The sequence below is a fragment of the Streptacidiphilus jeojiensis genome (genome assembly GCF_042510965.1).
In the GTDB taxonomy this organism is placed as follows: domain Bacteria; phylum Actinomycetota; class Actinomycetes; order Streptomycetales; family Streptomycetaceae; genus Streptacidiphilus; species Streptacidiphilus jeojiensis.
Map to the genome: position 1 here is coordinate 223837 of NZ_JBEUKS010000006.1, position 25668 is coordinate 249504.

Below are 25668 nucleotides of genomic sequence, written 5' to 3' on the forward strand. Positions count from 1 at the left end.
GTCCCCGTGCGTTCCAGCAGAGTCGTCACCGCGGCCTCGGCCGCGGTCCTCATGGCCGGGCTCGCCTGGCCGTCCGCCCAGGCCGCCGGTGTGGTGACCGTGCGTCAGGCCCAGATCGACAAGGGCAGTCCGTGGGCGGTGACCCCGGACAGCAACGGTGTCGCGGCCATCGGCACGTTGGCGGACCCGGACTTCAGCGACGGCAGCGCCCGGCTGAAGATCGGCCCCGGACAGCGCGCCCAGCTCGGGCACATCCTCAACGGCAAGCTCAGCACCGTCTCCACGCAGCCGATGAGCTACGACCTGTATGTCAACGGCAGCGATTCGACCGCCAGTGCGGTTCCCTTCGGCGCCAATCTGCAACTGGTGATCACCGCACCGACCTTCACCACGCTCAGCTTCCAACCCCAGCTCAACGGAGGGGTGACCGCCGGCAGTTGGCATGAGTTCGTGCAGCGCTCGACCTCCAAGTGGCGCACCTCGCGGGCGTTCGGCACCTTCGCGGCGGGCAGCGACGCCACCTTGAAGCAGTTCCTCGCGGCAGCGGGCGGCGAGGCCACCGTTGCCGGGGTGATCCTGAACGTCGGAGCGCTGGGGGACGCCTCCGCGTCCTTGGACACCTATGTCGACGACGTCCGGGTGGGCGGCAGCAGGTTCAACTTCGCGACGTCCCCCGCCCGGGAGGCGCCCGTGCGGGCGCCGGCCCGGGCCGAGCCGGGCGGGAGCTTCCCGGCCGAGCTGACCTTCATCAGCCCCAGTGGCGGCGTCCGAATCCCGAACGCCACGGCCAGGGTCACCTTCAGCGGGGTGTCCAACCTGAGCGCGGATACGGTCACGGTGACGCCGACCGGCGCCTCGGTGCGCAGCCTGCGCTCCGGGGGACAGCGGGCCGGCAGCTCCTACACCACGGAGGTCCCGGTCGCGGGCGGAGCGCTGCAGTCGGGCGGGTCGACCACGGCTTCGTTCACGGTGCGGCTCGCTCCGAGCGTCGGCCGCGGACATCTGGTCGTCACCGGTGAGCTGCTCAACGACGGCACTGCGACCGGGGTCACCGCACAGGCCACGGTCGAACTGCCGACTCCGTCGTCGGACGACGAGACGGAGCCCGGCGAGCACATCAGGCAGGCCGCGCACCGCGCGCAGATGGCGGACACCGGGAGTTCGCAGCGGTTGACCCCGCTGGCCGGTGCCGCGGCGGGGCTGACGGTCGTCGGTACCGCCCTGGCCCTGGTGGCCCGTCGGCGGCGGCGTCGGAGCCAGTGACCTCCGGGACCGGTTGACGGCGGTTCAATCGGTGGACGGTAGTTCAATCGGTTGACGGCGGTTCAGTTGACGGCGGGGCTTCGTCGCTCGACCAGGACGACGTCCCGCCAGCGGCCGTGCTGGCGGCCGACGCGCTCGCGGGTGCCGACCACCCGGAAGCCGGCGCGCCGGTGCAGGGCGAGGCTGGCGGTGTTCTCCGGGAAGATGCCGGACTGGACCGTCCAGATGCCCGCGGCCTCGGTGGAGCGGACCAGCGCATCCAGCAGCGCGGCGCCCACGCCCCGGCCCCGGGCGTCCGGGTGCACGTAGACCGAGTGCTCGACCACCCCGGCGTAGGCGGAGCGCTCCGAGACCGCGGAGACCGCGGCCCAGCCGAGCACCCGTCCGTCCGCGTCCAGCGCGACCAGGCGGTGCGTCGGGAGCTTGGCCTTGTCGAAAACCTCCCAACCGGGGGCGGTGGTCTCGAAGGTGGCATTGCCCTCGTCGATCCCGAGTTGATAGATCGTCAGAACCTCGTCGGCATGCTCGCTGCCCAGTTCGGCGATCCGAACTGCCGTCCTGTCGCTTGTCATCGGCGCTCTCCCTGTGCGGATTTCACCAAATTATGCCCTGCCCGTGGAAGCGTTCCTGTGACCGGTTATTGGCTGAAGTGTCTATGCTCGGCAGTCACGCGGGCGATCCCATGCCCGCACTGGGCGAAGGCAACAACGTATGCATGCTGAGGAACTGAGCAGATCCGCCATCTCGGCCGAGGTGGCCACCGACATCGCCGTCCGGCTGGACGCGGTCAGGGCGAGGATCGCGGAGATCGAGGAGCAGCTGCCGGCGCTGCGCGAGACCGAGGCCTGGCTGGAGGGGGTCCTGGCCGCGGTCGGCTCCGAGGCGGGCCCCGAGGCGGGCGCTGAGCCGGTCGCGGCTCCGACGCCGGGTCAGGAGGCGGCCCCGGAAGCGGTCGCCGCCGACGTCACTGTGCCGGCGCCGCGGCGGGAGGCGAAGCCCGCCAGGGCCGCGCGGGCCGCCAAGCCCGCCAAGGCCCCCAAGGCTCCGCGGGCGACGAGGCGGAAGGCGGCGGAGAAGGCGCCGGCCGCCACCGGGGCGGCGCCGAGCCTGCCCGCGCGGGTGCTGGCGTTCCTGAGCGCGCGGCCGGACCCGCAGAAGACCAGCGAGATCGCGCAGGAACTCTTCGGCGCCGAGGCCACCACGGTGCAGACCAACCTGGCCCGCGGCGCCGCCGAGGCGCTGGTCCGGCGGGGGCAGGCGGAGAAGGCCAAGCAGGGCGCGACGGTCTTCTACCAGGCCCAGGGCCAGGGCGCGGCGGCCGACGCGGCGTCCGGGGCCGTTGTCGAGGCCGGGAGCAGCGACTGATCGGTCGCGGGATGAAGCCTCCGGGTCACCTGGGTCGGTGACCGTGGACCACAGCGCGGTCACCCGCCCAGGTGACCCGGAGCGGATCCGGCTCAGGACGGGTCGTGGGTGCCGGGCACGACCAGTCCGGTCTCGTAGGCCGCGACCACGGCCTGGGTCCGGTCGCGCAGCCCCAACTTGCCCAGGATCCGGCTCACATGGGTCTTCACGGTCTCCTCGGTGACCACCAGTCGGACCGCGATCTCCGCATTGGACAGGCCCTCGGCGAGCAGCCGGAGCACCTGGGTCTCGCGGTCGGTGAGCGCGGTCAGCGCGGTGGCGGGCCGGTCGTCCGGACGGGGTGGCCGCTGCCGGGTGAACTCGCCGATGAGCCTGCGGGTGACGGTGGGTGCGAGCAGCGCTTCGCCGTCGGCGATGATCCGCACCGCGTCGAACAGCCGCTCCGCGGTGACGTCCTTCAGCAGGAAGCCGTTGGCGCCGGCGCGCAGCGCGTCGTAGACGTACTCGTCCAGGTCGAAGGTGGTCAGGATGAGGATCCGCGGCCGGTCGGCTTCCGGGAGCGATTCGGTGAGCTGGCGGGTGGCCTCGATCCCGTCGGTGCCGGGCATCCGGACGTCCATCAGCACCACGTCCGGGCGCAGTTCGCGGCAGATCCGCACCGCCTCGGTACCGTCGCCGGCGGTGCCGACGACGGTGAAGTCCGGCTGGGTGTCCAGCAGCGCGGCGAAGCCGGTGCGGACCACCTGGTGGTCGTCGGCGACGACGATGCGCAGCGGGGGTGGACCGGACGGCAGGATGGCCGGCGGGGTGGACTGAGGGGTGGTCATCGGACGGCCTCCGACCTGGTCGGTAGTACGGATTCGACGAGGAAGCCGCCGCCCGGGGCCGGCCCGGTGTGCAGCTCGCCGCCCACGGCGGCGGCCCGTTCGCGCATGCCGAGCAGTCCGTGGCCGCCGGGCGCCGGTTCGGGGGCCGGGCCGGGACCGTTGTCGCGGATGCGCAGCAGCAGTGCGTCGTCGGTGTAGTGCAGCTCCACGTCGACGGCGGCGCCCGGCGCGTGCCGGCGGGCGTTGGTCAGTGCTTCCTGGACGATCCGGTAGGCGGCCAGTTCGACTCCCGGGTCCAGCCGGTCGGGCAGCCCCCGCAGGATGAGCCGGGTGCCGGTGCCCGCCGCGTCCCGGGCGTCGTCCAGCAGCTCGTTCAGCTCACCGAGGCCCGGCTGGGGGCGGCGCTCGGCGGGTGCCGGGGCGGTGTCCGTGCCGGCGTCCTCGCGCAGCACGCCCAGCAGCCGCCGCATCTCGGTCAGCGCGGCGCGTGCGGTGTCGCCGATCGCCGAGAGCCGCTGCGCCCCGGCGGCGGGCAGGCCGGGGGTGGTCAGCCTGGCGGTCTCGGCCTGCACCGAGATCATGGAGATGTGATGGGCCACCACATCGTGCAACTCCCTTGCGATGCGGGCCCGTTCGCCGCGCGCGGTGTGCTCCAGCAGGGTGCCGACGACGACCTGCCGGGCGGCGCTGCTTTCCCGCGCCTCGTCCCTGGCCCGCAGCGCGGCGCCGGCCCAGGCGGCCGCCGGCGCCAGGCCCGCGAGCAGGACCGCGAGGACCCTGGTGGCGGTGTCCGACGGGTCGCTGAGCGCCAGCGGCAGGAACGGCAGGGCCAGGCCGGCGGCCGGGAGCTGCGCGCCGCCGCGGCCGAGCCGGTAGAGCGCCAACAACTCGGCGCAGGCCCCGGCGCCGGTCAGGGTGTGGAACGGCAGCAGCGACAGCACCACCGCCAGGGTGACGGCGACGGCGGCGACGTCCGGGCGCGGCAGGGCCAGGGGCAGTGTGGTGGCGAGCGCGAGCAGGAAGAGCAGCAGGTTCAGCTGGAAGGTGTGCTCGGTGAAGGGGCGGACGGCCCACTCGACCGTCGCCAGCACCGCCAGCACGGCGCCGACCAGGACGGGGAGCTGCCCCTCCGGTCGGTGCCGGCCCTGCCTGGTCTCGTCCGCTCGGCCCACGTCGATCATTGTCACCGCTGGGACGGTGCACTGGCGACCCTCGGGTCGGGGACACGGCCATCCCTCCTATGGGGGATGCGCGGGCCGGGGGAGTCGCTGGCACCGGTGACGGGAAGACGGCTCCTCGGCGCGACGACCGGGGAGCGGCCCGACGCCATGATTTCTGCCATGGAAGCAACCATCGCGGTATCCGGCCTGCGCAAGCGCTTCGGGCCGACGCAGGCTCTCGACGGCCTGACATTCACGGTTACGCCGGGGCAGGTCACCGGCTTCGTAGGTCCCAACGGTGCGGGGAAGTCCACCACGATGCGGGTGATCCTCGGCCTGGACGCCCCGGACGCGGGCACCGCTCTCATCGGTGGGCAGCAGTACCGGGCCCTGAAGCGTCCGCTGAGCCATGTCGGTGCGCTGCTGGACGCCGCCGCGCTGCAGCCCAGCCGGACCGCCCGCAACCACCTGCTGTGGCTCGCGCACTCCCAGGGCCTGGGCGGCAAGCGGGTCGACGAGGTGGTCCGGCTGGCCGGCCTGGAGTCGGCGGCCCGCCGCCGCGCCGGGGGCTACTCCCTCGGTATGCGGCAGCGGCTCGGGATCGCCGCCGCGATGCTCGGCGACCCCCCGGTGCTGATGCTGGACGAGCCCTTCAACGGGCTGGACCCGGAGGGGATCGTCTGGATGCGCGGGCTGCTGGGCTCGCTGGCCGCGCAGGGACGGGCGGTGCTGGTCTCCAGCCATCTGATGAGCGAACTGCAGGACACCGCACACCACTTGCTGGTGCTGGGGCGCGGCCGGGTCATCGCCGACACCAGCGTCCGCGAGTTGGTCGCGGCCGCGTCCGGGGACCGGGTCACCCTGCGCACCTCGGAGCGTTCGACGGCGATGACCCTGCTGGCACGGGCCGGCGCGACGGTCGCGGCCACCGACCGGGACACACTCACCGTGTCGGGGCTGGCGGCGGAGCGCATCGTCGAGCTGCTGTCGGCGGACGGGGTGCCGTTCTCGGAGGTGTCCGCGCACCGGGCGACGCTGGAGGAGGCCTACATGGAACTGACCAGGGACGCGGTGGAGTTCCGCGGCGCGAGCAGCGACGGCGATGGCGGCGGTGCTGGTGCTGGTGCCGGCGCTGGTGCCTCGGCCGAGGAGGTGGCGCGATGAGTGCCACGATCACGCCGTACCGCTCGCAGGCCCAGGCGCAGGCAGCCCGGGCGGGGTTCCCGCAGCTGCTGCGGGCCGAGTGGACCAAGTTCCGTACCGTGCGCGGCTGGATGGTCGGCCTGGTCGTCGCCGCGCTGGCGCTGGTCGGGGTCGGGGTGCTCAGCGCGCTGGGCAGCCACCGCAGTTGCGGTGGACCGAACGGCTCGATCACCTGCCCCTCGGTGCCGGTCGGCCCCGAGGGCGGGATGGTGACCGACCGTTTCTACTTCGTGCACCAGTCACTGGCCGGTGACGGCAGCATCACCGCCAGGATCACCGGGCTGGCCGGCAAGGAGCCCTGGTCCAAGGCCGGAGTCATCGTCAAGAACGGTACCGGCCAGGGTTCGGCCTACGCGGCGGTGCTGGCCACAGCCGGCCACGGGGTACGGATGCAGTACGACTTCACCCACGACACGGCCGGGCTGTCCGGCGCGGTCTCCGCGGGTTCGCCGCGCTGGCTGCGGCTGACCCGCTCCGGTGACACGGTCACGGGCTACGACTCCAGCGACGGCAGCAACTGGACCCTGATCGGCACCGCACACCTGGCCGGGCTGCCGTCCACAGTTCAGATCGGGATGTTCGCGACCTCGCCGGACGCGGTGCAGACGACGTCCAGCAGCTTCGGCAGTAGCAGCACCACCGGCGGTCCCACCCTTGCGACGGCCACCTTCGACCAGGTCGGCCTGCAGGGCGGGACGTCCGGCGCGGTGTGGAAGGGGGACGAGGTCGGCGGAGCCCAGGGCGGCCCCGTCGTCGGTTCCGGCGGCCCCGGTGCCGCCGGGTCGGGTGCGACGGGCGGGAACGGCTCGCCGACGTCCGAGGGCTTCCAGCAGGACCAGGCCACGGGTGCGTTCAGCATCCGCGGGTCCGGCGACATCGCCCCGTCCGTGGGTGGTCCGCTGGGTGACGGCCAGGCCGTCGAACGCAGCCTGGTCGGCACCTTCGCCGGGCTGGTCGTGGTGATCGTGCTGGGGACGCTGTTCATCACCGCCGAGTACCGGCGCGGGCTGATCCGCACCACCCTCACCGCGAGCCAGGGGCGCGGCCGGGTGCTGGCGGCCAAGGCCGTCGTGGCAGCCGCCGTCTCCTTCGTCACCGGAGTGGTGGCCGCGGCGGTGGCCCTTCCGTTGTGCATGCACATCCTGAAGGCCAACGGCAACGCGCTCTATCCCATCGGCCTGCTCACCGAAGTACGCCTGGTGGTCGGTACGGGGGCGCTGCTCGCCGTCGCCGCCGTCCTCGCGCTGGCCGTCGGCACGATCCTGCGGCGCGGCGCCGGGGCGGTCACCGTCGTCATCGCGGTGATCGTACTGCCGTACATCCTGGCGACCGCATCGGTGCTCCCGGCCGGCCCGTCGGAGTGGCTGCTGCGGCTCACCCCGGCGGCGGGCTTCGCCATCCAGCAGAGCCTGAAGGCGTTCAGCCAGGTCGCCGGCGTCTACACGCCGACCAACGGCTTCTTCCCGCTGTCTCCGTGGGCCGGGTTCGCGGTGATGTGCGGCTGGGCCGCCGTCGCCCTGGCGGTCGCCGGGTACCTGCTGCGCAGGAGGGACGTATGAGGCTCGCCCTGCACGCCGAGTGGACCAAGCTGCGGACCCAGCCGGGCACGGCAGCCCTGCTGATCGGCGCGGTGGTGCTGACCGTCGGGCTGAGCACGGGGGTGGCGGCGGCGTCGAGCACGTCGAGCGCCTCCGACCCGGCGAAGCTCGCCCTCACCGGCATCTACCTGGGCCAGATCGCGGTCGCGTCGCTGTCCGTGCTGGTGATGGGCGGCGAGTACAGCACCGGCATGATCCGCACCACGCTGGGGGCGATACCGCGCCGCTGGACCGTGCTGGCCGCGAAGGCGACCCTGGTCGCCGGCGCGGCGGCGGCCGCGGGCGTCGTCGCCGTCCTGGGCAGCCTGCTGGCCGGGGCGCTGATCCTCCCCGGCCACGGCTTCACCGCCGCACACGGGTATCCGCCGCTGTCGCCGAGCGACGGCGCGGTACTGCGGGCCGCCGTCGGGTCGGTGCTGTACCTGGCGCTGATCGCACTGCTCAGCCTGGGCGTCGCCACCGCCGTCCGGGACTCGGCCGCGGCCGTGGGGGTGGTTCTGGCGCTGCTCTTCCTCTTCCCGATCGTCGCGTCGGTGGTGAGCGACCCGCACTGGCAGCGCCATCTGCAGCAGATCGCCCCGATGACGGCCGGACTCGCGGTCCAGGCGACAACGGGACTGCGCAGCCTGCCGATCGGGCCCTGGGCGGGACTGGGGGTGCTCGCCGCTTGGGCAGCCGGATGGCTGCTCACCGGCGGGCTGCTGCTGCGGCTGCGCGACGCTTGACGGGGCGTCAGGGGGTGGCCGGCGCCGGAGTGGGAGTTGCATCCGGTGCCGGGTGCGGGCTGCGGAAGGTGAACGCCTCGGGGCCCTCGCCGTGCTCGCGCAGGAGGGCGACGCGTTGCACCGCCTCGGCGACGGTGGGGCGGTGGCCCGCCGGAACCCACCACAGCGCCAGGTGGTGCTCGGCCAGTCGCTCGAACCACTCGCGGCGGCGGCTGAGCACCTTCAGGTGGTCGCTGCGGTAGGTGAAGTCCTTCAGCGCCTGCACCGACTCCCAGACCGAGAGGTTGATCAGCAACATGTCGTCACGGTCGTCGGGGCGCACGCTGGTTGAATCCGCGCCGTCGTCGTCGACCAGGCGCCAGACGAAGCCCGGCGACCCGTCGGCCAGGGCGTTGATCTCGGGGAGTTGGGCGACGAAGTCGGCGAGGACCGGGCCGTCGAGTGGGGCGAGGATGCGTCCGACATTGACCTGGGCGAGGTGGAAGTCAGCCATGGGGACAGCATGGCCGGAGCCGCCTTCTATCGTCAATGGCTATTGGTTTTAGATCTCACCCTTTGGAGCCAGCGCAACGCAGCACCCATCCGGGACCGGCAGCGGATCCAGCGTCGCCGTCCAGCCCTCTCCATCGGCGCAGCCGGGCAGCAGCCCCTCGATCAGCGCCAGATTCATCCCGCAGATCAGCGCGGGGAACTCCTCAGCCAGCGACCGGAAGGGGCAGTTGTGCAGCCGGAGGACCGCCTGGTCCCAGTACGGCTCGTACCCCCGCTCCCGCAACTCGGCCTCGGGGTCGAGGCGGCGGTTCACGGCCGGCTCGGCTGCCAAGGCCGCCCCTGCCTCCCTGGCTGCCGACTGCAGCTCCCGGTCGAGCCCAGCCCGCTCGACCACGTCCGCCAGCAGCCGGGCGACCGAGTCGTAGCTGCGCGGCGGCAACGACAACTCCCTTTCCCCTGGCGCCCGCTGATACAGCTTCGCGGGCCGCCCGGCCCCCGGCCCGCTACGCCCCGAAAGCCGCTGGTACGTCACCGTGAGCAGCCCGGCCTCGACCAGCCGGTCCAGATGGAACGCAGCCAGCGACCGCGACACCCCCGCCGCCGCAGCAGCCGCATCCCGCCCCACCGCCCCCGGCCCAGCCGCCACCACCCGATACAGCTTGCGCCGCACCGGATCACCCAGAACGGCAACCGTGTCGAGAACCGCGTCGTCGCTGTCGGCGTTGTCGTTGTCGATGCTCATATGTCGACTCTATAGCGAGTGGACGTTGGTGTTAGGGGGAGGCGGGGCGGCGTAGCTGGTTGTTTGCGGCAGCTGTGGGTGGCTTACATGGCGGGTTCGTTGCCGCCCTCCGCCGTCCGTGGCTTGTTGCTGTTGCTCGCTGCGCTCGCGGGCCAACAGCAGGGAGGGGGCTGCTTGGCCGGGCGCCGTAGGCCCGTGGCGGGGGCGTGCGGGGTGGCGTGCGGCGGGTCGAGTTGCCTGAACTGGGGTCACTTCTCGTACATGGGGTCACTCGTCGTACGGAGATGTCGGACATATCCGGGCATTCATGTAGATCAAGTGACCCAATGTCCGAAGATTGACCCAAAGTGTAGAGGGCACCTACCTGGCGAATCGTTTCTCCAGCCCCACCACCGACCGACCCGCCGCCCGGCAACGGCGAGACCCCGGCACCCCTCCCGTCCTTGTCGCCGCGAGCGAAGCGAGCAACAGCAACAAGCCACGGACGGCGGAGGGCGGCAACGAACCCGCCATGTAAGCCACCCACAGCTGCCGCAAACAACCGACTACGCCGCCCCGCCCTCCCCGTGCGACGGCGGGTAGGCGATGTGAAGGGCCGCGGCGCCCTTGACGGTGCCGTCCTGGGGGCGTAGTTCGGCGCAGTAGTGGTCGCCGCTGCGTCGTGGGGTGTAGGTCGGGCCGTTCTCGGCGACGTCCAGGAACAGGGGTGCGGCCTCGCGGAAGGCGCGGTCGCTGCCGGTGAGCAGCAGAGTGTCGGCGGCCACGTGTTCGGTGAGGTGGTCGCGGTACTCGCGGTGGTGCCGTCGGGCGTAGGCGTCGTGGTCGGGCAGGCGGACGGTGCTGCGCGGTACCTCGACCCGCTGGGGCCGACCCGGGCCGAGGTGTGCCCGGAGCGCTTTCCAGCGGGAGGCCGGGAACTGCTGGGAGTGGTGCGCCAGCAGCAGGTCCAGCGGCCGTCCTGCCGGCTCCCCGTCGGGGACGGGCGCGCCGGGGCGCATGGGGAGCCAGACCAGCGAGTGCCGCGACTCGGCGGCCAGCATCCAGGCCGCCGCCAGCGCCTCGGCCGCGGGGGCGTCCGCGAAGATCTCGAAGTACCAGCTCTCCTGGATCAGTACGGCCTGGGCCAACGGTTCGGGCCTGGCCCGGATCACCCGGTACTCCTTCGGTCCGAGCCGTGCCCGGTGGACGTCGACGAGGAGTTCGAGATCGACCGGCATCTTCACCGGTCCCGGCGGAGGTGGTCGATGGCGAGGCGGGCGGCTTGGCCGATTGCGGTGTCGGCTGCGGGGAGGCGCTGGTGCACCGAGCGGGTGCGGAGGAAGACGGCGACGGCGTAGCGGCCGCCCTCCGGGTACTCGATCACGCCCGCCTCGTTGCGGACGGTCCAGTGGGTGCCGCTCTTGGCGGACACCCGTACGGGCTCCGGGAAGCCTGACTCCAGGCGGCCGGACTGGAACTGGCGGCCCATCAGATCGCGCACCTCGGCGCAGGCCTCGGCGGGTCCGGCCTGGTCGCGCCAGATCGCCGCCAGCAGGGCGGTGATCTCACGCGGGGTGCTGGCCCTGCCGTGCGCGGGGTTCAGGTAGGCGAGGGAGCGGATGCGGTCCGCGGAGACCACCACCCCCTGCGCGTCGGGATCGGCGCCGAGGTCGCCTCGGACCTCCGCGGCGCCCTCGCGGCAGCTGTTGCCCAGCCGGAACTCGGTGAAGCCCAGCCCGGCGACGGTGTCGCGGACGTTCTGGGCGCCGACGCGTTCCAGCAGCAGATCGGTCGCGGCGTTGTCGCTGAGGCTCATCATCAGGAAGGCGGCGTCGCGCAGCGAGAGTTCGACGTCGTCCCGGCAGCCGTCGCTGCCCGCACCGCTGTCGCCGCCGCTGCGGTGGGCGCCGGTGACGGTGTGGCGCTCGGTGGGGTCCAGCATTCCGGCGGCGGCCTGGCGGGCGTACTCCAGGGCGACGGCGATCTTGAACACCGAGGCGAGTACGACCGGGGTGTCCGCGCCCAGGGCCACCTCGCCGTCCCCGCTGCCGTCCCGGTCCCCGTCCAGCTCGCGCACGTGGAGGAAGCCCTCGGCGCCCGCCTCGGCGAAGATCTCCTTGAGGGCGGTGCCGAGCGGGTCCAGTGGATGAGCGGTCACTCCTCCGCCTCCGGAGCGGGCTCGTCCTCGGCGCCCCGACCGCTCTCGCTGCCTCCCCCGGCCAGCAGGTCGAGGATCTGCTGGCCGTACGCCGCGAGCTTGTTCTCGCCGACGCCGTTGACCGCGGCCAGTTCGGCGAGGGTGGTCGGGGCGGTGGCGGCGATCTCGCGCAGCGTCGCGTCGTGGAAGACCACGTAGGCCGGCACGCCCTGCTCCTTGGCGGTGGCCGCCCGCCAGGCGCGCAGGGTCTCGAAGACCGGCAGCAGCTCCGCGGGCAGGTCGGCCGGTGCGGCCTTGCGGCCGCCGGTGGCGGTCCTCGCGGCCTTGGCCGCGCGCGGCTGCTTGGCCGGCTCGCGCCGCAGCGCGACGGTGCGGTTGCCGCGCAGCACCTCGGCGCTGTCCTCGGTGAGCACCAGCGTGCCGTACTCGCCCTCCACCGCGACCAGCCGCTGGGCGAGCAACTGCCGTGCCACCGAACGCCATTCGGCCTCCGCCAGCTCGGCGCCGACGCCGAAGACGCTCAGTGCGTCATGGTCGAACTGGATCACCTTGGCGGTCTTGCGGCCCATCAGGATGTCGGCGATCTGGGTCGCGCCGAACTTCTGGTGGCGTTCGCGCTGCAGCCGGACGATGGTGGAGAGGAACTTCTGCGCGGCCACCGTGCCGTCCCAGGACTCCGGCGGGACCAGGCAGGTGTCGCAGTTGCCGCAGGGCTCGCTCTTCTGCCCGAAGTAGTCGAGCAGCCGCACCCGGCGGCACTCGACGGTCTCGCACAGCGCGAGCATCGCGTCGAGGTGGGCGGCCAGGCGGCGGCGGTGGGCCTGGTCGCCCTCGGAGGTGTCGATCATCTTGCGCTGCTGGACCACGTCCTGCAGCCCGTAGGCCAGCCAGGCCGTGGAGGGGAGCCCGTCGCGTCCGGCCCTGCCGGTCTCCTGGTAGTAGCCCTCGACCGACTTGGGCAGGTCCAGGTGGGCGACGAAGCGCACGTCGGGCTTGTCGATGCCCATGCCGAAGGCGATGGTGGCGACCATCACCAGGCCGTCCTCGCGCAGGAACCTGGACTGGTTGGCGGCCCTGACCCGGGAGTCGAGGCCGGCGTGGTACGGCAGTGCCTCCACGCCGTGCTCCACCAGCCAGGCGGCGGTCTTCTCCACCGAGGAGCGGGAGAGGCAGTAGACGATGCCGGCCTCACCGGGGTGCTCGGTGCGCAGCAGCTGCAGCAGCTGCTTCTTCGGTTCGTCCTTGGGGGCGATCCGGTACTGGATGTTGGGGCGGTCGAAGCTGGCGACGAAGTGCCGGGCGTCGGCCAGGCCCAGCCGCGAGGTGATCTCGGCGTGGGTGGCCTCGGTGGCGGTCGCGGTCAGCGCGACCCTGGGCACCGTGGGCCAGTGCTCGTGCAGCGAGGACAGGGCCAGGTAGTCGGGCCGGAAGTCGTGGCCCCACTGGGCGACGCAGTGCGCCTCGTCGATCGCGAACAGCGAGATGGAGCCGCGCTCCAGCAGCCGTACGGTCGCCTCGACCCGCAGCCGTTCCGGGGCGAGGTAGAGCAGGTCCAGCTCCCCGGCGACGAACTCGGCCTCGACCAGCCGCCGTTCGTCCATGTCCTGGGTGGAGTTGAGGAAGCCGGCCCGCACCCCGAGCGCCCGCAGGGCGTCCACCTGGTCCTGCATCAGGGCGATCAGCGGCGAGATCACCACCCCGGTGCCCGGGCGCACCAGTGCGGGGATCTGGTAGCACAGCGACTTGCCGGCGCCGGTCGGCATCAGCACCAGTGCGTCCCCGCCGCCGATCACCTGCTCGACGACCTCCTGCTGGCTGCCGCGGAAGGCGTCGTAGCCGAAGACCCGGCGCAGCACGCGCAGCGCCGGGCTGTCCTCGGCCGGTTCCGGGAAGGCAGCGGGTTCCGCCGCTGCGGCCGAGTCGGCCGCAGCGGGGTTGTCGGAGGTCAGGAGGGGTTCGGTGGTCTCCGGAGCGCTCATCCGGCGATTCTACGGGTGCGGACGAGGCCCCCGGGGCGGGCTTCGGTCAGCTCACCCCTTTCGGGGAGCGGCCCCGCGGTCGGCGCGCCACTCCAGGACCTGGACCCCGTAGCGCGGCAGGGTGATCCGGTCCACGTCCGCGCCGTCGAGCGTACGCAGCGTGCCGCCCTCGGAGGTGACCGGTTTCACGGTCACCTCCTCGCGGCTCTGGCTGACCAGCCAGACGAAGCTGCGGCCGTCCCGGTGCTCCAGCCGGTCCACGGCGACCCTGGGGTCGGCGACGGTCACCGGGCGGCGGACGCCCGCGTGGGCGGCCAGCGCGTCGTAGAGGACGCTGGTGTCCTCCGGATTGACCCGGGGGGTTGCCGCCGCCATCTGCTCGATCGGGTAGGTGCAGAGCACTACGGCTCCCGCGCCGACCCGGCGCAGCAGCAGCGCGGGGCGGCCGCGCCCGTCGGAGGCCAGTACCTCCGCCCCGGTGGGGACCACCGGCAGGAACACCCGGCTGTCGGGGCCGCCCGCCGCGCGGAAGTTGAGCCGGGCGCCCTCGGCCAGGGTGCCGAAGGGCCGGTGCAGGGTGAACCGGATCTCGTCATCCTCCACCGGGTTCACCAGGCCGTACTCCAGCTGGTGCTCGACGCCGAAGAGCCGGTCCAGGTGGGCGTACCAGGGGCCGCGCTGCTCGTCGTGGCTGCCGGGGGAGTAGGAGACGTAGACGGTGGCGCCGTCCCGGGCCCGCTGCTCCAGTTCGTACCAGGTGGGGGCGAGCAGCTGTTTGGTGGAGGGGACCAGGTAGAGCCGGGCGGTGCCGGGCAGGCCGTCGCTCTCCCGGGTGAGCGCCGGGGGTGCGTCGGCGAGCCTGGCGGCGACCCAGGACTGGCGGAGGATCTGCTGCGCCGAGGCGCGGTCCTCGGCGCGGGTGAAGGGGTAGAGGGTGTCCAGGTAGGAGGTGACCACCAGGGCGGTGTCGGAGTCGGCGCGCCGGCAGCGGCCGAAGTCGACCCGCTCCAGCAGCGCGGCGAACTCCTTCATCTCCACCAGCTGCGGCTTGGGCGCACCATGACGGTCGGTCAGGCCGAAGTGCATCTCGAAGGCGTGGTGCCGGTACGGGGGCTGCTCGGCCAGGTCGTCGTAGTCGGTGTTGTTCCAGGCGATCCAGCCGGTGGCCCCGGCCAGCAGCGAGTTGTGCATGGCCTGGCGGTAGTAGTGGGCGGCGTTGGCGCCGGAGACGAAGTCCGAGCTGACGCCGAACTCCTCCAGCAGCACCGGGCGGCCGAAGGTGCCGGCCAGCTCGCAGACCCAGGCGGCGGCGTGGTGCTGGCGGACCGGGTCGTCCTCCATCCGGTAGACGTGCGGGCCGAGGAAGTCGCAGATCTCGGCGCTGTGGCGGACCCGGAAGCCGTTGTCATGGCCCGAGGTCTCCAGGCCCCAGGCGCCGTCGCCCAGTGAGACCGGCTGGGTGCCGCCGGCCGCGCGCACCGCGTCCACCATGATCTGCGCCCAGGCCGAGACGGCCTCGGCGGTCGCGGTGGCGCGGTCGCCGTAGATCGGCATCTCGTTGGAGACCAGCCAGCCGAGCACCGCCGGGTGGTCCTTGAAGCGGCGCACCATCTCCTTGGCGAACCAGGCCTGCCGGCCCACCATCCAGACGTCCTGGTAGAGGTCGCGTCCGCCGCGCCAGGCGGGGTCCCAGTTCTCGCCGGACATGTGGCCGACCACGAAGGTGGGCACGGTGCCCATGCCCAGGGCCCGGTGACGGTCCAGGAAGTCGGCGAAGCGGTCGCAGAGCCGCTCGTCGACGCTGTCGGGGGTGGGCATGAAGTCGGGCCAGTAGAAGAACGAGCGGGTCATGGTGAGGCCGTGGTCCCGCAGGGTGCGCAGTTCCTGGTCCACCACCTCGCCGTCGTAGCCGGTGCCGGCGGAACCGTCCCGCCACATCAGCGGGCCGCCGGTGCGGGACCAGTAGTTGACGCCGAACCAGGTGACCGGCGGTCCGTCCGGCTGTCCGTCGGAGGTGAGGCGGGCAGAGTTCCGGTGCATGCGGGAATCCCCTCGGGGCAAGGGCGACAAATGGAAGTTCCGGACCCGGTGCGGACGGGCGGTCCCGGTGGGGACAGGGAAGCACTGCACCGGTTTAGCGACAACCCCCGGAGCAGTATTCGACAGTGTTTCGACGAAGATTCCCTAAACCGGTTCAGTCTTGATCTTCGCCGGCCGGCGCCGCAGTGCTGCCGCGCAGGGTCAGCACCGGGTCGGGATCGCGCAGGTCACCGCAGTCGGCGCCGCCGGCGGCCTGCCGCAGCACCCGGGCGGCGTGCGCGCCGTGCTCGGCGATGTCCCGGCTGAGCGCGGTGAGCGACGGGTGCACCAGCTCGCACAGCGCGGAGTCGTCCCAGGCCAGCATGGAGACGTCGGCGGGAACCCGCAGGCCCAGGCCCTGCGCGGCGGACAGCCCGGACACCGCCATCACATCGTTGTCGTAGACCAGCGCGGTCGGCCGGCGCGGGCCCAGCAGCAGCTCGCGGGTGGCGGCGGCGCCCTGCTCGCCGCTGTAGTCGGAGGCCACCGTGCGGTACTCCACCCCCAGCTCCCAGGCGCAGGCGGCGAAGGCCTCGGTGCGGATCCGGGTGTGCAGCAGCTGCTCAGGGCCGGCCACCCGGGCGATCCGCCGGTGGCCCAGGCCGACCAGATGGCTCAGCGCGGTGCGGGCCGCAGCGGCGTCGTCGGTCCACACCGCGGGCAGGCTGCCGGCCGCCTGGGGCATGCCGATGGCCACCGTCGGCATGCCCAGCTGCTCCAGCACCGGCACCCTGGCGTCGTCCACCCGCAGGTCCACCAGGAACACCCCGTCCACCCGGCGCCGTCCCCACCAGGAGCGATAGGTGGCGATCTCGGCCAGCTGGTCGTCGGCCACGGTGAACAGCAGCGGGGTGCCGGTGGCCGACAGCTCGGCCTGGATGCCGGAGATCAGCTGCATGAAGTAGGGCTCCAGGCCCAGCGTGCGGGCCGGCCGGTCGACCACCAGGCCGAAGGCGTTGGCCCGGCCGTCGGACAGGGCCACCGCGGCGCTGTTGGGCTGCCAGCCCAGCTCCTCGGCGATGGCCAGGATCCGCCTGCGGGTCGGCTCGGAGACCCCGGGCCGACCGTTCAGCGCGAAGGACACCGCGCCCTTGGTGACCCCGGCCCGCCGGGCGATGTCCTGCATGGTGGGACGCTTCACCGTGCTCCTCCGTTGAGCTGTGGCTATGCCGGGTTATCGCAAAACCGGTTCAGCAGTATCAGCACCCGGCTTTCTGCAAATCAATACCGGGGCATTGACAACGCGCTGAGGGCGACCCTACTTTTTCGGCACATCAGACTTTACCGGTGTCGCCGGTGTGCGGACCGCCGCCGATCCCCCCTGACCCACCCGCTCATTCGGACCCAAGGGGACACACCCATGCCCAGAACCCTCGACCGCCCCCGGCTGCTCGCCGCCTGCAGCGCCCTCGCCCTCTCCGTCACCCTCGCCGCCTGCGGCAGCAGCAGCGGGCACAAGGGCCCGTCGGCCTCGGTGCAGCACGGAGTGCTCACCGTCTCGACCGGCTCCGGCCAGAGCTACACGGCCAACTTCAACCCGTTCTCGCCCAACGCCCTGCAGGCCACCGACGGGATGGTCTACGAGCCGCTGTTCTTCTACAACACCTCCAAGTCCGGCGACATCCAGCCCTGGCTGGGCACCTCCTACAGCTGGGCCGACGGCGGGAAGACCCTGCACATCAAGATCCGCTCCGGAGTCACCTGGAGCGACGGGAAGCCGTTCACCAACGCCGACGTCGCCTTCAGCTTCGCCAACGCCATGCACGCCAGCACCCTGAACGCCTACGGCCTGCCGCTGGCGAACGTCACCACCGACGGCACCGACGGGGTGACCCTGACGTTCACTCAGTCCGCCTACACCAAGGCGTACTTCATCCTCGGCAAGACCCTGATGCTGCCGCAGCACATCTGGGGCTCCATCCCGGACGCGCAGAAGACCACTGTGCTCAACAGCAAGCCGGTCGGCACCGGCGCCTGGACGGTGAAGTCGGTGGCGTCCACGCTGGTCACCCTGACCGCCCGGAAGGACTACTACCTCACCGGCTACCCCAAGTTCTCGACCCTGCGCTACGTCGGGTACAACGGCAACAACAGCGCCGACGCCGCCATCGAGTCGGGCGCGCTGGACTGGGCCGGCGGCTTCATCCCGGACATCAAGAAGAACTACCTGGCCAAGGACCCCAAGTTCACCCTGGTCAACAACCCGCTGGCGGTGACCGCCTTCATCCCCAACGCGCTGCAGGGCCCCACCGCGGACCCCAACGTCCGCAAGGCCATCAGCGCCGGAGTCGACCGCGCGTTCATGAGCCAGTCCGTCTACGACGGCCAGGCCGCCGCGACCAACCCGGCCGCACTGCTCACCCCCAACTTCTCCTCGGTGCTGGACCCCTCGCTGCCGACCGCCTTCGAGACCGGCCAGGACAAGGTGGACGGCTATCTGACCGCCTCCGGCTACACCAAGGGCTCCGACGGCTACTACGCCAAGAACGGCAAGAGGCTCACCGTCACGGTGAAGATGGTGTCCGGCTGGACCGACTACCTGAGCCTGGGTCAACTCGCCCAGCAGGAGCTGAAGAAGGTCGGCATCGACCTGCAGATCGACTCCGAGGCCTACAACACCTGGGCCGCCGACCAGGCGTCCGGCAACTTCCAGATGCTGCTCAGCAGCTTCGGCTTCACCCCGGACCCGCGCGCCTACTACGACCAGATCGTCGACAGCCGGCTGGCCAAGCCGCTCGGCCAGCAGACCACCGGCGGCAACTACGGCCGCTACAAGAACGCCGCCATCGACGACGCGCTGGACCACCTGGCCGAGACCACCGACGTCAACGCCCAGAAGCCCTACTTCTACGCGATCGAGCAGCAGTTCGTGAAGGACATGCCGGTGATCCCGCTGATGGACGCCCAGAACGAGCAGGAGTTCAACGGCAACAACGTCACCGGTTTCCCCACCGCCGCCGACTCCTACGCGGCTGCCTCGGTCTGGCTGTTCCCCGACGCCGCCTGGGTCGCCATGCGCCTCAGCCCGGCCAAGTAGGGAGCGCTCCCAGCATGCGCTACCTGCTCAGGAAGCTCGGTTTCTACGCCATCGCGGCCTGGTTGGCCGTCACCCTCAACTTCGCCCTGCCGCGGCTGATCCCCGGTGACCCGGTGGAGATCATCCTGTCCCGGATGCAGCAGCAGGGCCCGGTCCCCGCGGGCGAGCACGACGCGGTGGCCAGGATGCTCGGGCTGGGCCACGGCAACATCCTGGCTCAGTACTGGGACTACCTGACCTCCGTCGCCCAGCTGCACTTCGGGCTGTCCATCAGCTACTTCCCCACCCCGGTGACCACGGTGCTGCGCAGCTGCGTGCTGTGGACCCTGCTGCTGGTCGGCCTGGCCACGCTGATCAGCGTGGTGCTGGGGATCGCGCTGGGCACCCTGGCCGGCTGGAAGCGCGGCACCTGGCTGGACAACCTGGTCCCGGTCACCACCTTCCTCACCGCCATCCCCTACTTCTGGCTGGCGCTGCTGCTGCTCTACCTGCTCACCCAGGTGACCCAGGTGTTCCCGCAGAGCGGCGGTTACAGCCCGGACACCTTCATCGGCTGGAACGGCGCCTTCATCGGCTCGGCCGTCAGCCATGCGCTGCTGCCGGCTATCACCATCGTGCTCAGCTCGGTGGGCGGCTGGCTGCTCGGCATGCGCAACATGATGGTGTCCACCCTGTCCGAGGACTACGTCGCCGCGGCCGAGGCCAAGGGGCTGCGCGCCCGCACCGTGATGATCGGGTACGCGGCCCGCAACGCGGTGCTGCCCAGCGTGGCCGGGTTCGCCATCTCGCTGGGGTTCATCGTCAGCGGCTCGCTGGTGATGGAGATCGTCTTCTCCTACCCGGGGATGGGCTTCACCCTGCTCAGCGCCGTGGGCAACAACGACTACCCGCTGATGCAGGCGGTCTTCCTGGTGATCACCATGGCGGTGCTGGCCGCCAACTTCATCGTCGACATGCTCTACGGCTTCGTCGACCCGCGCACGAGGCAGGCCCGATGACGACCACCGCCGCCCTGCTCACCGACCCGGCGGTGCCCACCGCCGCCCCCGGCCCCGGCCGGCTGCGCCGGATGCTGCGCTCCCGCCGACTGGTCACCGGGCTGACCGTGCTGGTGCTGTTCGCGCTGGCCGCGATCATCGGCCCGTTCCTGGTCGGCGACCCCAACGCGGTCAGCACCGACCTCAACCAGGGGCCCTCGGCCGCGCACTGGCTCGGCACCACCCAGCTCGGCCAGGACGTGCTGGCCCAACTGGTCGTCAGCGCCCGCGGGACCCTGTTCATCGGGGTGGCGGCGGCGCTGGTCGCCACCGTGGTCTCGATCGTGATCGGGATCGGCGGGGGATTCCTGGGCGGGCTGGCCGACGAGGCGCTGTCGCTGCTCAGCAATGTCTTCCTGGTGATCCCGGGTCTGCCGCTGGTGATCGTGGTCTCCGCCTACGCCCATGGCGGCGGGATGCCGGCCACCGTGCTGATCATCGCGCTGACCAGCTGGGCCGCCTCGGCCCGGGTGCTGCGGGCGCAGACCCTGTCGCTGCGCAGCCGCGACTACGTGCTGGCCGCCCGGGTCTACGGGGAGCGCCGCTGGCGGATCGTGCTGGTGGAGATCCTGCCCAACGAACTGGCCATCATCGTCTCCCAGTTCATCTTCGCGGTGGTGTTCGCCATCCTCACCCAGGCCGGTCTGGCCTTCCTGGGGCTGGAGAACCCGCTCGACCTGACCTGGGGCAACATGCTCTATTTCGCGCAGAACGCGGAGGCGCTGTCCAGCGGCTACTGGTGGTGGTTCGTGCCACCCGGGGTGTGCATCGCCGCCGTCGGCGCGGCGCTGTCGCTGGTCAACTTCGGCCTGGACGAGCTGCTCAACCCCCGGCTGAGGGTCCATCACGAGCCCAGGCAGAAGAAGGCCCGGCTGCAGAAGAAGGGGGCCGGGGCATGAGCACCGATGCCGACGTGGTGCTGAGCGTCGAGCACCTCAGTGTGGAGTACGCGGGGGAGCGGCCCACCCGTGCGGTCCGGGACGTCAGCTTCCAGCTGCGGCGCGGTGAGCTGCTGGGCGTGGCCGGTGAGAGCGGCTGCGGCAAGTCCACGCTGGCGTACGCGATCAGCCGGATGCTCAAGCCGCCGGCCCGGCTCACCGGCGGCCGGGTGCTGCACCGCTCCCGGGACGGGGTGGAGACCGATCTGCTGGCGCTGGAGGGGGAGCAGCTCCGTGCGTTCCGCTGGAGCAGGCAGTCCATGGTGTTCCAGAGTGCGATGAACGCGCTCAATCCGGTCACCACCGTCGGCCGCCAGTTCGACGACATCTTCCGGGCGCACCGGACCGGCTGGACCGCCGAGCGCCGCCGTCGGACGGCCGGGGAGCTGTTGGAACTGGTCGGCATCGATCCGGCCCGGATCCGCAGCTTCCCGCACGAACTCTCCGGGGGCATGCGCCAGCGCGTGGTCATCGCCATGGCGCTGGCCCTGGAACCGGAGATCGTCATCATGGACGAGCCGACCACGGCCCTGGACGTGGTGGTCCAGCGGGAGATCCTGGACGAGGTCGAGCGGCTGCGCGAGCAGCTCGGCTTCAGCGTCGTCTTCATCACCCACGACCTCGGCCTGCTGCTGGAGATCAGCGACCGGCTCGCGGTGATGTACGCGGGGGAGTTCGTCGAGTACGCCCCGGCCGAGGGCCTGGCGGGCTCGGCGGCGCACCCCTACACCCAGGGCCTGCTGCGGTCCTTCCCGGACCTGGCGGGCGCCCGCCGGGAGTTGCGCGGGATCCCCGGAACCCCGCCCGACCTGCGCGAACAGCTGCCCGGCTGTCCCTTCGCGGCCCGCTGCGACCAGGTCTTCGCCCCCTGCGCCGGGCAGCACCCGGCCCTGCTCGACCTCGACCGCGGCACCGGCTGGAGCGCCGCCTGCCACCTCCACGGACTCCAGGGAGCCACTCCATGACAGACGCCCGGTCGAGTGCTCCGGCGGTGGACCCGTCCCCGGCCCCGGTGCTGGAGGTCAGCGACCTCACCGTGGACTACCCGCAGCGCGGCGGCAGGCCGCTGCGCGCCGTCGACCACCTGTCCTTCGGGCTGCGCGCGGGGCAGACCCTCGCCCTGGTGGGGGAGAGCGGCAGCGGCAAGTCCACCGTGGTCCGGGCCCTGGCCCGGCTGCAGCGCCCCAGCTCGGGGACGGTGCAGCTGGGCGGGCGGCCCAGGACCGGGGCGGCCGCCTACCGCCGCGAGGTGCAGATGGTCTTCCAGGACCCCTTCGCCTCACTCAACCCGGCGCACACCGTGGACCACCATCTGCGCCGGCCGCTGATCGCCACCGGCCGGGCCCGGCGCGGTGCCCCGGCGGACGCGGCGGTGCGGGAGCTGCTGGAGTCGGTCAACCTCACCCCGGCCGCGGACATGGCCGCCAAGCGTCCGCACGAGCTGTCCGGCGGCCAGCGCCAGCGGGTGGCCATCGCCCGTGCGCTCGCGCCCGAGCCGCGGATCCTGCTGGCCGACGAGCCGGTGTCGATGCTGGACGTCTCGATCCGGCTGGAGATCCTCAACCTGCTGGACCAGCTGAAGCGGCGGCACGGCCTCGCGCTGCTCTACGTCACCCACGACCTGGCCACCGCACGGCACTTCTCCTCCGAGGTGATGGTGATGTACCGGGGCACGGTGGTCGAGCGCGGGCCCAGCGACGAGGTGATCCTCAACCCGGCCCACCCCTACACCAAACTGCTGGCGGAGTCGGCGCCCAGCACCGGCGCCTCCCGGGAGCAGGCCAGGGCCGCGCGCCGGGAGCGGCTGGACCAGCGCGCCCGTCGCACGGCAGAGCAGCGCGAGGCCACCGCTGAGGGCGGCTGTCCGTTCCGCGGCCGCTGCCCCTCGGTGATGGACATCTGCGCGCAGCGGCCTCCGGTCGCCGCAGTCGGTGCGGGGCACCAGGCGCTGTGCTGGCTGCACAGGGAAGGTCCGGAGCATTGACCTGAGGCCAGGTCAGACCTACGGTCCTTGTTGGTTCTTGATTGTCCGTGGGTTGATATGGCGAGATATGTTCTCTGATGGAGGATTCTATGGACCTCAGCCGTCGGCGCTTCACCGTACTCAGTGGCGGCGCGGTCGCCGGCCTGGCCATCGGAACGAACCTCTCCCTGGACACCGGGCCGGCTCAGGCCGCCGCAGCCGGACCGCTCGCGGACGGCGTCGCCCGCACCGTCGGCTTCGACCAGTACTCCCTGCTCGTCGACGGCGAACGGGTGCCGATCTGGTCCGGTGAGATCCACCCGTTCCGGCTGCCCAGCCCGCAGCTGTGGCCGGACGTGCTGCAGAAGCTCAGAGCGAGCGGCTTCAACGCCGTCAGCGTCTACGTCGCCTGGAACTACCACTCCCCGGCCCCCGGGGTGTACGACTTCACCGGCGTGCGCGACCTCGGGGCCTTCCTGGACGACGCCGCCCGGGCCGGGCTCTATGTGATCGTCCGTCCCGGCCCCTACATCAACGCCGAGGTCGACGCGGGCGGCTACCCGGGCTGGCTGCTGGCCACCGCCGGCACCGCGCGTACCGACAACGCGACCTACCTGGCCCATCTGGACGAGTACCTGAGCGCGGTCGACGCGGTGGTCGCGCCGCGCCAGTACTCCACCGGCGGCGGCACGGTGCTGCTCTACCAGCTGGAGAACGAGTACGCCTCCTACATCTCCGGGAGCACCGGCAAGAACTACCTGGCGCACCTCTACGCCAAGGTCCGCGCCGACGGCATCACCGTGCCGCTGTTCCACAACGACAAGGGCCGCAACGGATACTGGACCCCGGGGTCCTTCCCCACCAGCGGCCCCGACGGCACCGAGACCGGCCGCTACCTCTACGCCTTCGACGGCTACCCCTCGCCCTCGTCCACCCCGCCCGACTGGGGCTACTTCGGCGCCGGCGGCAGCAAGGGCGGCTCCACCGCCAGCCCGGACACCCCCGGTTTCATGGCCGAGTTCGGCGGCGGCTGGTTCGACTGCTGGGGCGGCGCCGAGTTCGCCGGGCAGGGCTACGCGGCTGCCAGGGCGACCCGCGACGCCGGCTACGAGCGGCGCTTCTACCTCACCAACCTCGCCAACGGCATCAAGATCCACAACGTCTACATGGCCTTCGGCGGCACCTCCTGGGGCTGGCTGCCGGCCCCGGTCGTCTACACCTCCTACGACTACGGCGCGGCCATCGACGAGGCCCGCAACCCGACCGCCAAGACCACCCCGATGAAGCAGATCGGCAGCCTGCTCACCGCCGTCCCCGAACTCGCCAAGCTGGACCGGGCCGCCGACACCGCCGCGGCCGACCCCGCCCTGACGGTGTATCACCTCAGCAACCCGGACACCGCCGCGCACATCTACGTGGTCCGCAACGACCACACCGCCGACATCAGCACCACCCTGGACCTGGCCGTCGCCGAGGGCACACTCACCGTGCCGCTCCAGGTCAGCGCCAAGGACGCCCGACTGTTCGGCACCGGGATCGCCCTGGGCTCACGGCAGTTGCACCACACCACGGCGCAACCCATGCTGCAGGGCCGGATCGGCCGCCAGGACGTCGGCCTGCTGGTGGGCCGACCGGGCGCACCGGTCCAACTCGCGCTGTCCTGCGCCGAACAGCCCGCGGTCGCCCTGATCGAGGGCGCCGCGGACTGGAGTTACGACCCCGCCGGCACGCTGCTCACCGTCACCGCCACGCTCTCCGGCCTGACCCGACTGAGCGTCAGCGGCGGCGGCAACCCGGTGCCGCTGCTCCTGCTGCTCGCCGACGACGTCGCCTGCGCCACGCTGTGGCCGACCCGTACCGCCACCGGCACCGCGCTGGTCCGCGGCCCCGCGCTGCTGCGCACCGCACACGCCGAGGGTCAGGCGCTGCACCTGACCGGCGACACCACGGCCCCCAGCGACCTGGAGGTCTGGGCACCCCGGGGGATCGAGCGGGTCACCTGGAACGGTGAGACCGTGCCGACCAGGGCCACCCGTTCCGGCAGCCTGGCCGCGCGGCGGAGCCTGGCCGGCCCGCCGGCGATCACCCTGCCCGCGCTGACCGGCTGGCGCAGCGCCGCGGGCGACCCGGAGTCGGCGCCCGGCTACCCCGACTCGACCTGGACCGTCGCCGACCGGACCACCAGTTTCAGCTCCACCCCGGTGCCGGCCGGCGGCCCGGTGCTCTTCGCCGACGACTACGGCTTCCACTACGGGGACGTCTGGTACCGCGCCTCCTGGACCGGGGCGAGCGACGCCTCCGCTCTCCAACTCTCCTACCAGACCGGCACCCAGGGCCTGTTGATGGCCTGGCTGGACGGCGTCCCGCTGGGCGGCCACCGGATGCCGGTGCCGACACTGGCCCAGGCCACCACGCAGACCTGGACCGCCACCGCGACGCTGCCGCTTCCGTCGGCGCAGCAGGGCGACGGCGACCACGTGCTGTCCGTCCTGGTCCGTCCGATGGCCCGCTCCGAGGACGGCGGGGCCAATGACGCGCAGAAGTCCGCCAGGGGACTGGTCTCGGCGGCCTTCACGCTGAACAGCGGGAGCGCTCCCGTTCCGGTGTGGCGGCTCCAGGGCGCGGACACCGCAGCGGTGACGGCGGCCGACCCGGTGCGCGGACCGCTCAACAGCGGTGGCCTGGACGGTGAGCGCAACGGCTGGCACCTGCCGCGCTTCGACGACCGCCGCTGGAGCCCGGCGGTGTTCCCGGCGACCGCGTCCGGACAGGGCGTCACCTGGTACCGCACCGGCTTCCGGCTGCGCATCCCGGAAGGGCTCGACGCCTCGGTGGGGCTCACCCTGACCGACGACCCGACCCGTGCCTACCGGGTCCAACTGTTCCTCAACGGCTGGAACCTGGGCCAGTACATCAACGATGTCGGCCCGCAGCACACCTTCGTGCTGCCGACCGGAATCCTGGACCCGCACGGCGACAACACCCTGGCCCTGGCCGTCCTCGCCGACGGCACCACCCCGTCCGGCCCCGGCACCGTCGCCCTTACCCTGCTCGGATCGGTGGACGGGGGAACGGGCGGCACCGGCAGGTGGGGTGACTGACCGTCACTGATGCTCGGCCGAC

21 protein-coding genes are annotated in these 25668 nt (G+C 72.1%); 11 read left to right on the forward strand and 10 right to left on the reverse strand.

What is annotated here, in order from left to right:
- The first annotated feature begins 6 nt into the window (after positions 1-6).
- On the forward strand, positions 7-1263 hold the full coding sequence (locus tag ABUW04_RS18590; RefSeq protein ID WP_380565794.1) for a hypothetical protein: 1257 nt from the start codon (positions 7-9) through the stop codon (positions 1261-1263).
- A 62-nt stretch (positions 1264-1325) separates the two neighbouring features.
- Here the strand turns inward: ABUW04_RS18590 and ABUW04_RS18595 are convergent, their stop codons facing one another.
- A complete protein-coding gene (locus ABUW04_RS18595; RefSeq protein ID WP_380565795.1) occupies positions 1326-1835 on the reverse strand; it encodes a GNAT family N-acetyltransferase in 510 nt (169 codons plus the stop codon).
- Between the two features lie 139 nt (positions 1836-1974).
- On the opposite strand from ABUW04_RS18595, the gene ABUW04_RS18600 reads away from it, so the two are divergent.
- Positions 1975-2628 carry a hypothetical protein gene (locus tag ABUW04_RS18600; RefSeq protein WP_380565796.1) on the forward strand — a complete coding sequence of 218 codons (654 nt, stop codon included), beginning with the start codon at positions 1975-1977 and terminating at the stop codon, positions 2626-2628.
- Positions 2629-2720: 92 nt separating this feature from the next.
- Here the strand turns inward: ABUW04_RS18600 and ABUW04_RS18605 are convergent, their stop codons facing one another.
- A complete protein-coding gene (locus ABUW04_RS18605; protein ID WP_380565797.1) occupies positions 2721-3455 on the reverse strand; it encodes a response regulator in 735 nt (244 codons plus the stop codon).
- A complete protein-coding gene (locus tag ABUW04_RS18610; protein WP_380565992.1) occupies positions 3452-4636 on the reverse strand; it encodes a sensor histidine kinase in 1185 nt (394 codons plus the stop codon). The genes ABUW04_RS18605 and ABUW04_RS18610 overlap by 4 nt, the downstream gene beginning before the upstream one ends.
- Positions 4637-4795: 159 nt before the next feature.
- On the opposite strand from ABUW04_RS18610, the gene ABUW04_RS18615 reads away from it, so the two are divergent.
- The 3 genes from ABUW04_RS18615 to ABUW04_RS18625 are packed head-to-tail and all read left to right on the forward strand — an operon-like array spanning position 4796 to position 8141.
- A complete protein-coding gene (locus ABUW04_RS18615) occupies positions 4796-5779 on the forward strand; it encodes an ABC transporter ATP-binding protein (protein WP_380565798.1) in 984 nt (327 codons plus the stop codon).
- The gene (locus tag ABUW04_RS18620) at positions 5776-7377 is read left to right on the forward strand and encodes an ABC transporter permease subunit (protein WP_380565799.1); all 1602 of its coding nucleotides are present in this window, start codon (positions 5776-5778) and stop codon (positions 7375-7377) included. The genes ABUW04_RS18615 and ABUW04_RS18620 overlap by 4 nt, the downstream gene beginning before the upstream one ends.
- Positions 7374-8141, forward strand: a complete 768-nt coding sequence (locus tag ABUW04_RS18625; protein WP_380565800.1) for an ABC transporter permease — start codon at positions 7374-7376, stop codon at positions 8139-8141. Before ABUW04_RS18620 ends, ABUW04_RS18625 begins: the two co-directional genes overlap by 4 nt.
- Before the next feature lie 7 nt (positions 8142-8148).
- On the opposite strand, the gene ABUW04_RS18630 is transcribed toward ABUW04_RS18625, so the two are convergent.
- The 7 genes from ABUW04_RS18630 to ABUW04_RS18660 all read right to left on the reverse strand — a co-directional run bounded on the left by ABUW04_RS18630 (position 8149) and on the right by ABUW04_RS18660 (position 16711).
- Positions 8149-8634 (reverse strand): DUF3291 domain-containing protein, encoded by a 486-nt coding sequence (locus ABUW04_RS18630; RefSeq protein ID WP_030252039.1) that lies wholly within the window; start codon positions 8632-8634, stop codon positions 8149-8151.
- Positions 8635-8682: 48 nt separating this feature from the next.
- Entirely contained in the window at positions 8683-9375 is a 693-nt protein-coding gene (locus ABUW04_RS18635; protein WP_380565801.1) for a helix-turn-helix transcriptional regulator, read from the reverse strand.
- Positions 9376-9920: 545 nt separating this feature from the next.
- Positions 9921-10592 (reverse strand): hypothetical protein, encoded by a 672-nt coding sequence (locus ABUW04_RS18640; protein ID WP_380565802.1) that lies wholly within the window; start codon positions 10590-10592, stop codon positions 9921-9923.
- Between the two features lie 2 nt (positions 10593-10594).
- Positions 10595-11512, reverse strand: a complete 918-nt coding sequence (locus ABUW04_RS18645) for a serine hydrolase (protein ID WP_380565803.1) — start codon at positions 11510-11512, stop codon at positions 10595-10597.
- Positions 11509-13491, reverse strand: a complete 1983-nt coding sequence (recQ, locus tag ABUW04_RS18650; protein ID WP_380565804.1) for a DNA helicase RecQ — start codon at positions 13489-13491, stop codon at positions 11509-11511. The genes ABUW04_RS18645 and recQ overlap by 4 nt, the downstream gene beginning before the upstream one ends.
- 51 nt (positions 13492-13542) lie before the next feature.
- Positions 13543-15531: a cellulase family glycosylhydrolase gene (locus tag ABUW04_RS18655; RefSeq protein ID WP_380565805.1), complete on the reverse strand. Its 1989-nt coding sequence runs from the start codon at positions 15529-15531 to the stop codon at positions 13543-13545.
- Positions 15532-15685: 154 nt separating this feature from the next.
- On the reverse strand, positions 15686-16711 hold the full coding sequence (locus ABUW04_RS18660) for a LacI family DNA-binding transcriptional regulator (protein WP_037594674.1): 1026 nt from the start codon (positions 16709-16711) through the stop codon (positions 15686-15688).
- Positions 16712-16930: 219 nt separating this feature from the next.
- On the opposite strand from ABUW04_RS18660, the gene ABUW04_RS18665 reads away from it, so the two are divergent.
- From ABUW04_RS18665 to ABUW04_RS18690, 6 genes are all read left to right on the forward strand, one after another.
- The gene (locus tag ABUW04_RS18665) at positions 16931-18607 is read left to right on the forward strand and encodes an ABC transporter substrate-binding protein (RefSeq protein ID WP_380565806.1); all 1677 of its coding nucleotides are present in this window, start codon (positions 16931-16933) and stop codon (positions 18605-18607) included.
- Between the two features lie 14 nt (positions 18608-18621).
- Positions 18622-19605 carry an ABC transporter permease gene (locus ABUW04_RS18670; protein WP_380565807.1) on the forward strand — a complete coding sequence of 328 codons (984 nt, stop codon included), beginning with the start codon at positions 18622-18624 and terminating at the stop codon, positions 19603-19605.
- Positions 19602-20543 (forward strand): ABC transporter permease, encoded by a 942-nt coding sequence (locus ABUW04_RS18675; protein ID WP_051725076.1) that lies wholly within the window; start codon positions 19602-19604, stop codon positions 20541-20543. Before ABUW04_RS18670 ends, ABUW04_RS18675 begins: the two co-directional genes overlap by 4 nt.
- Positions 20540-21547 (forward strand): ABC transporter ATP-binding protein, encoded by a 1008-nt coding sequence (locus tag ABUW04_RS18680; protein ID WP_380565808.1) that lies wholly within the window; start codon positions 20540-20542, stop codon positions 21545-21547. The genes ABUW04_RS18675 and ABUW04_RS18680 overlap by 4 nt, the downstream gene beginning before the upstream one ends.
- On the forward strand, positions 21544-22566 hold the full coding sequence (locus ABUW04_RS18685) for an ABC transporter ATP-binding protein (RefSeq protein WP_380565809.1): 1023 nt from the start codon (positions 21544-21546) through the stop codon (positions 22564-22566). The genes ABUW04_RS18680 and ABUW04_RS18685 overlap by 4 nt, the downstream gene beginning before the upstream one ends.
- A gap of 89 nt (positions 22567-22655) precedes the next feature.
- Positions 22656-25646, forward strand: a complete 2991-nt coding sequence (locus tag ABUW04_RS18690; protein WP_380565810.1) for a glycoside hydrolase family 35 protein — start codon at positions 22656-22658, stop codon at positions 25644-25646.
- The last annotated feature ends 22 nt before the right edge of the window (positions 25647-25668 follow it).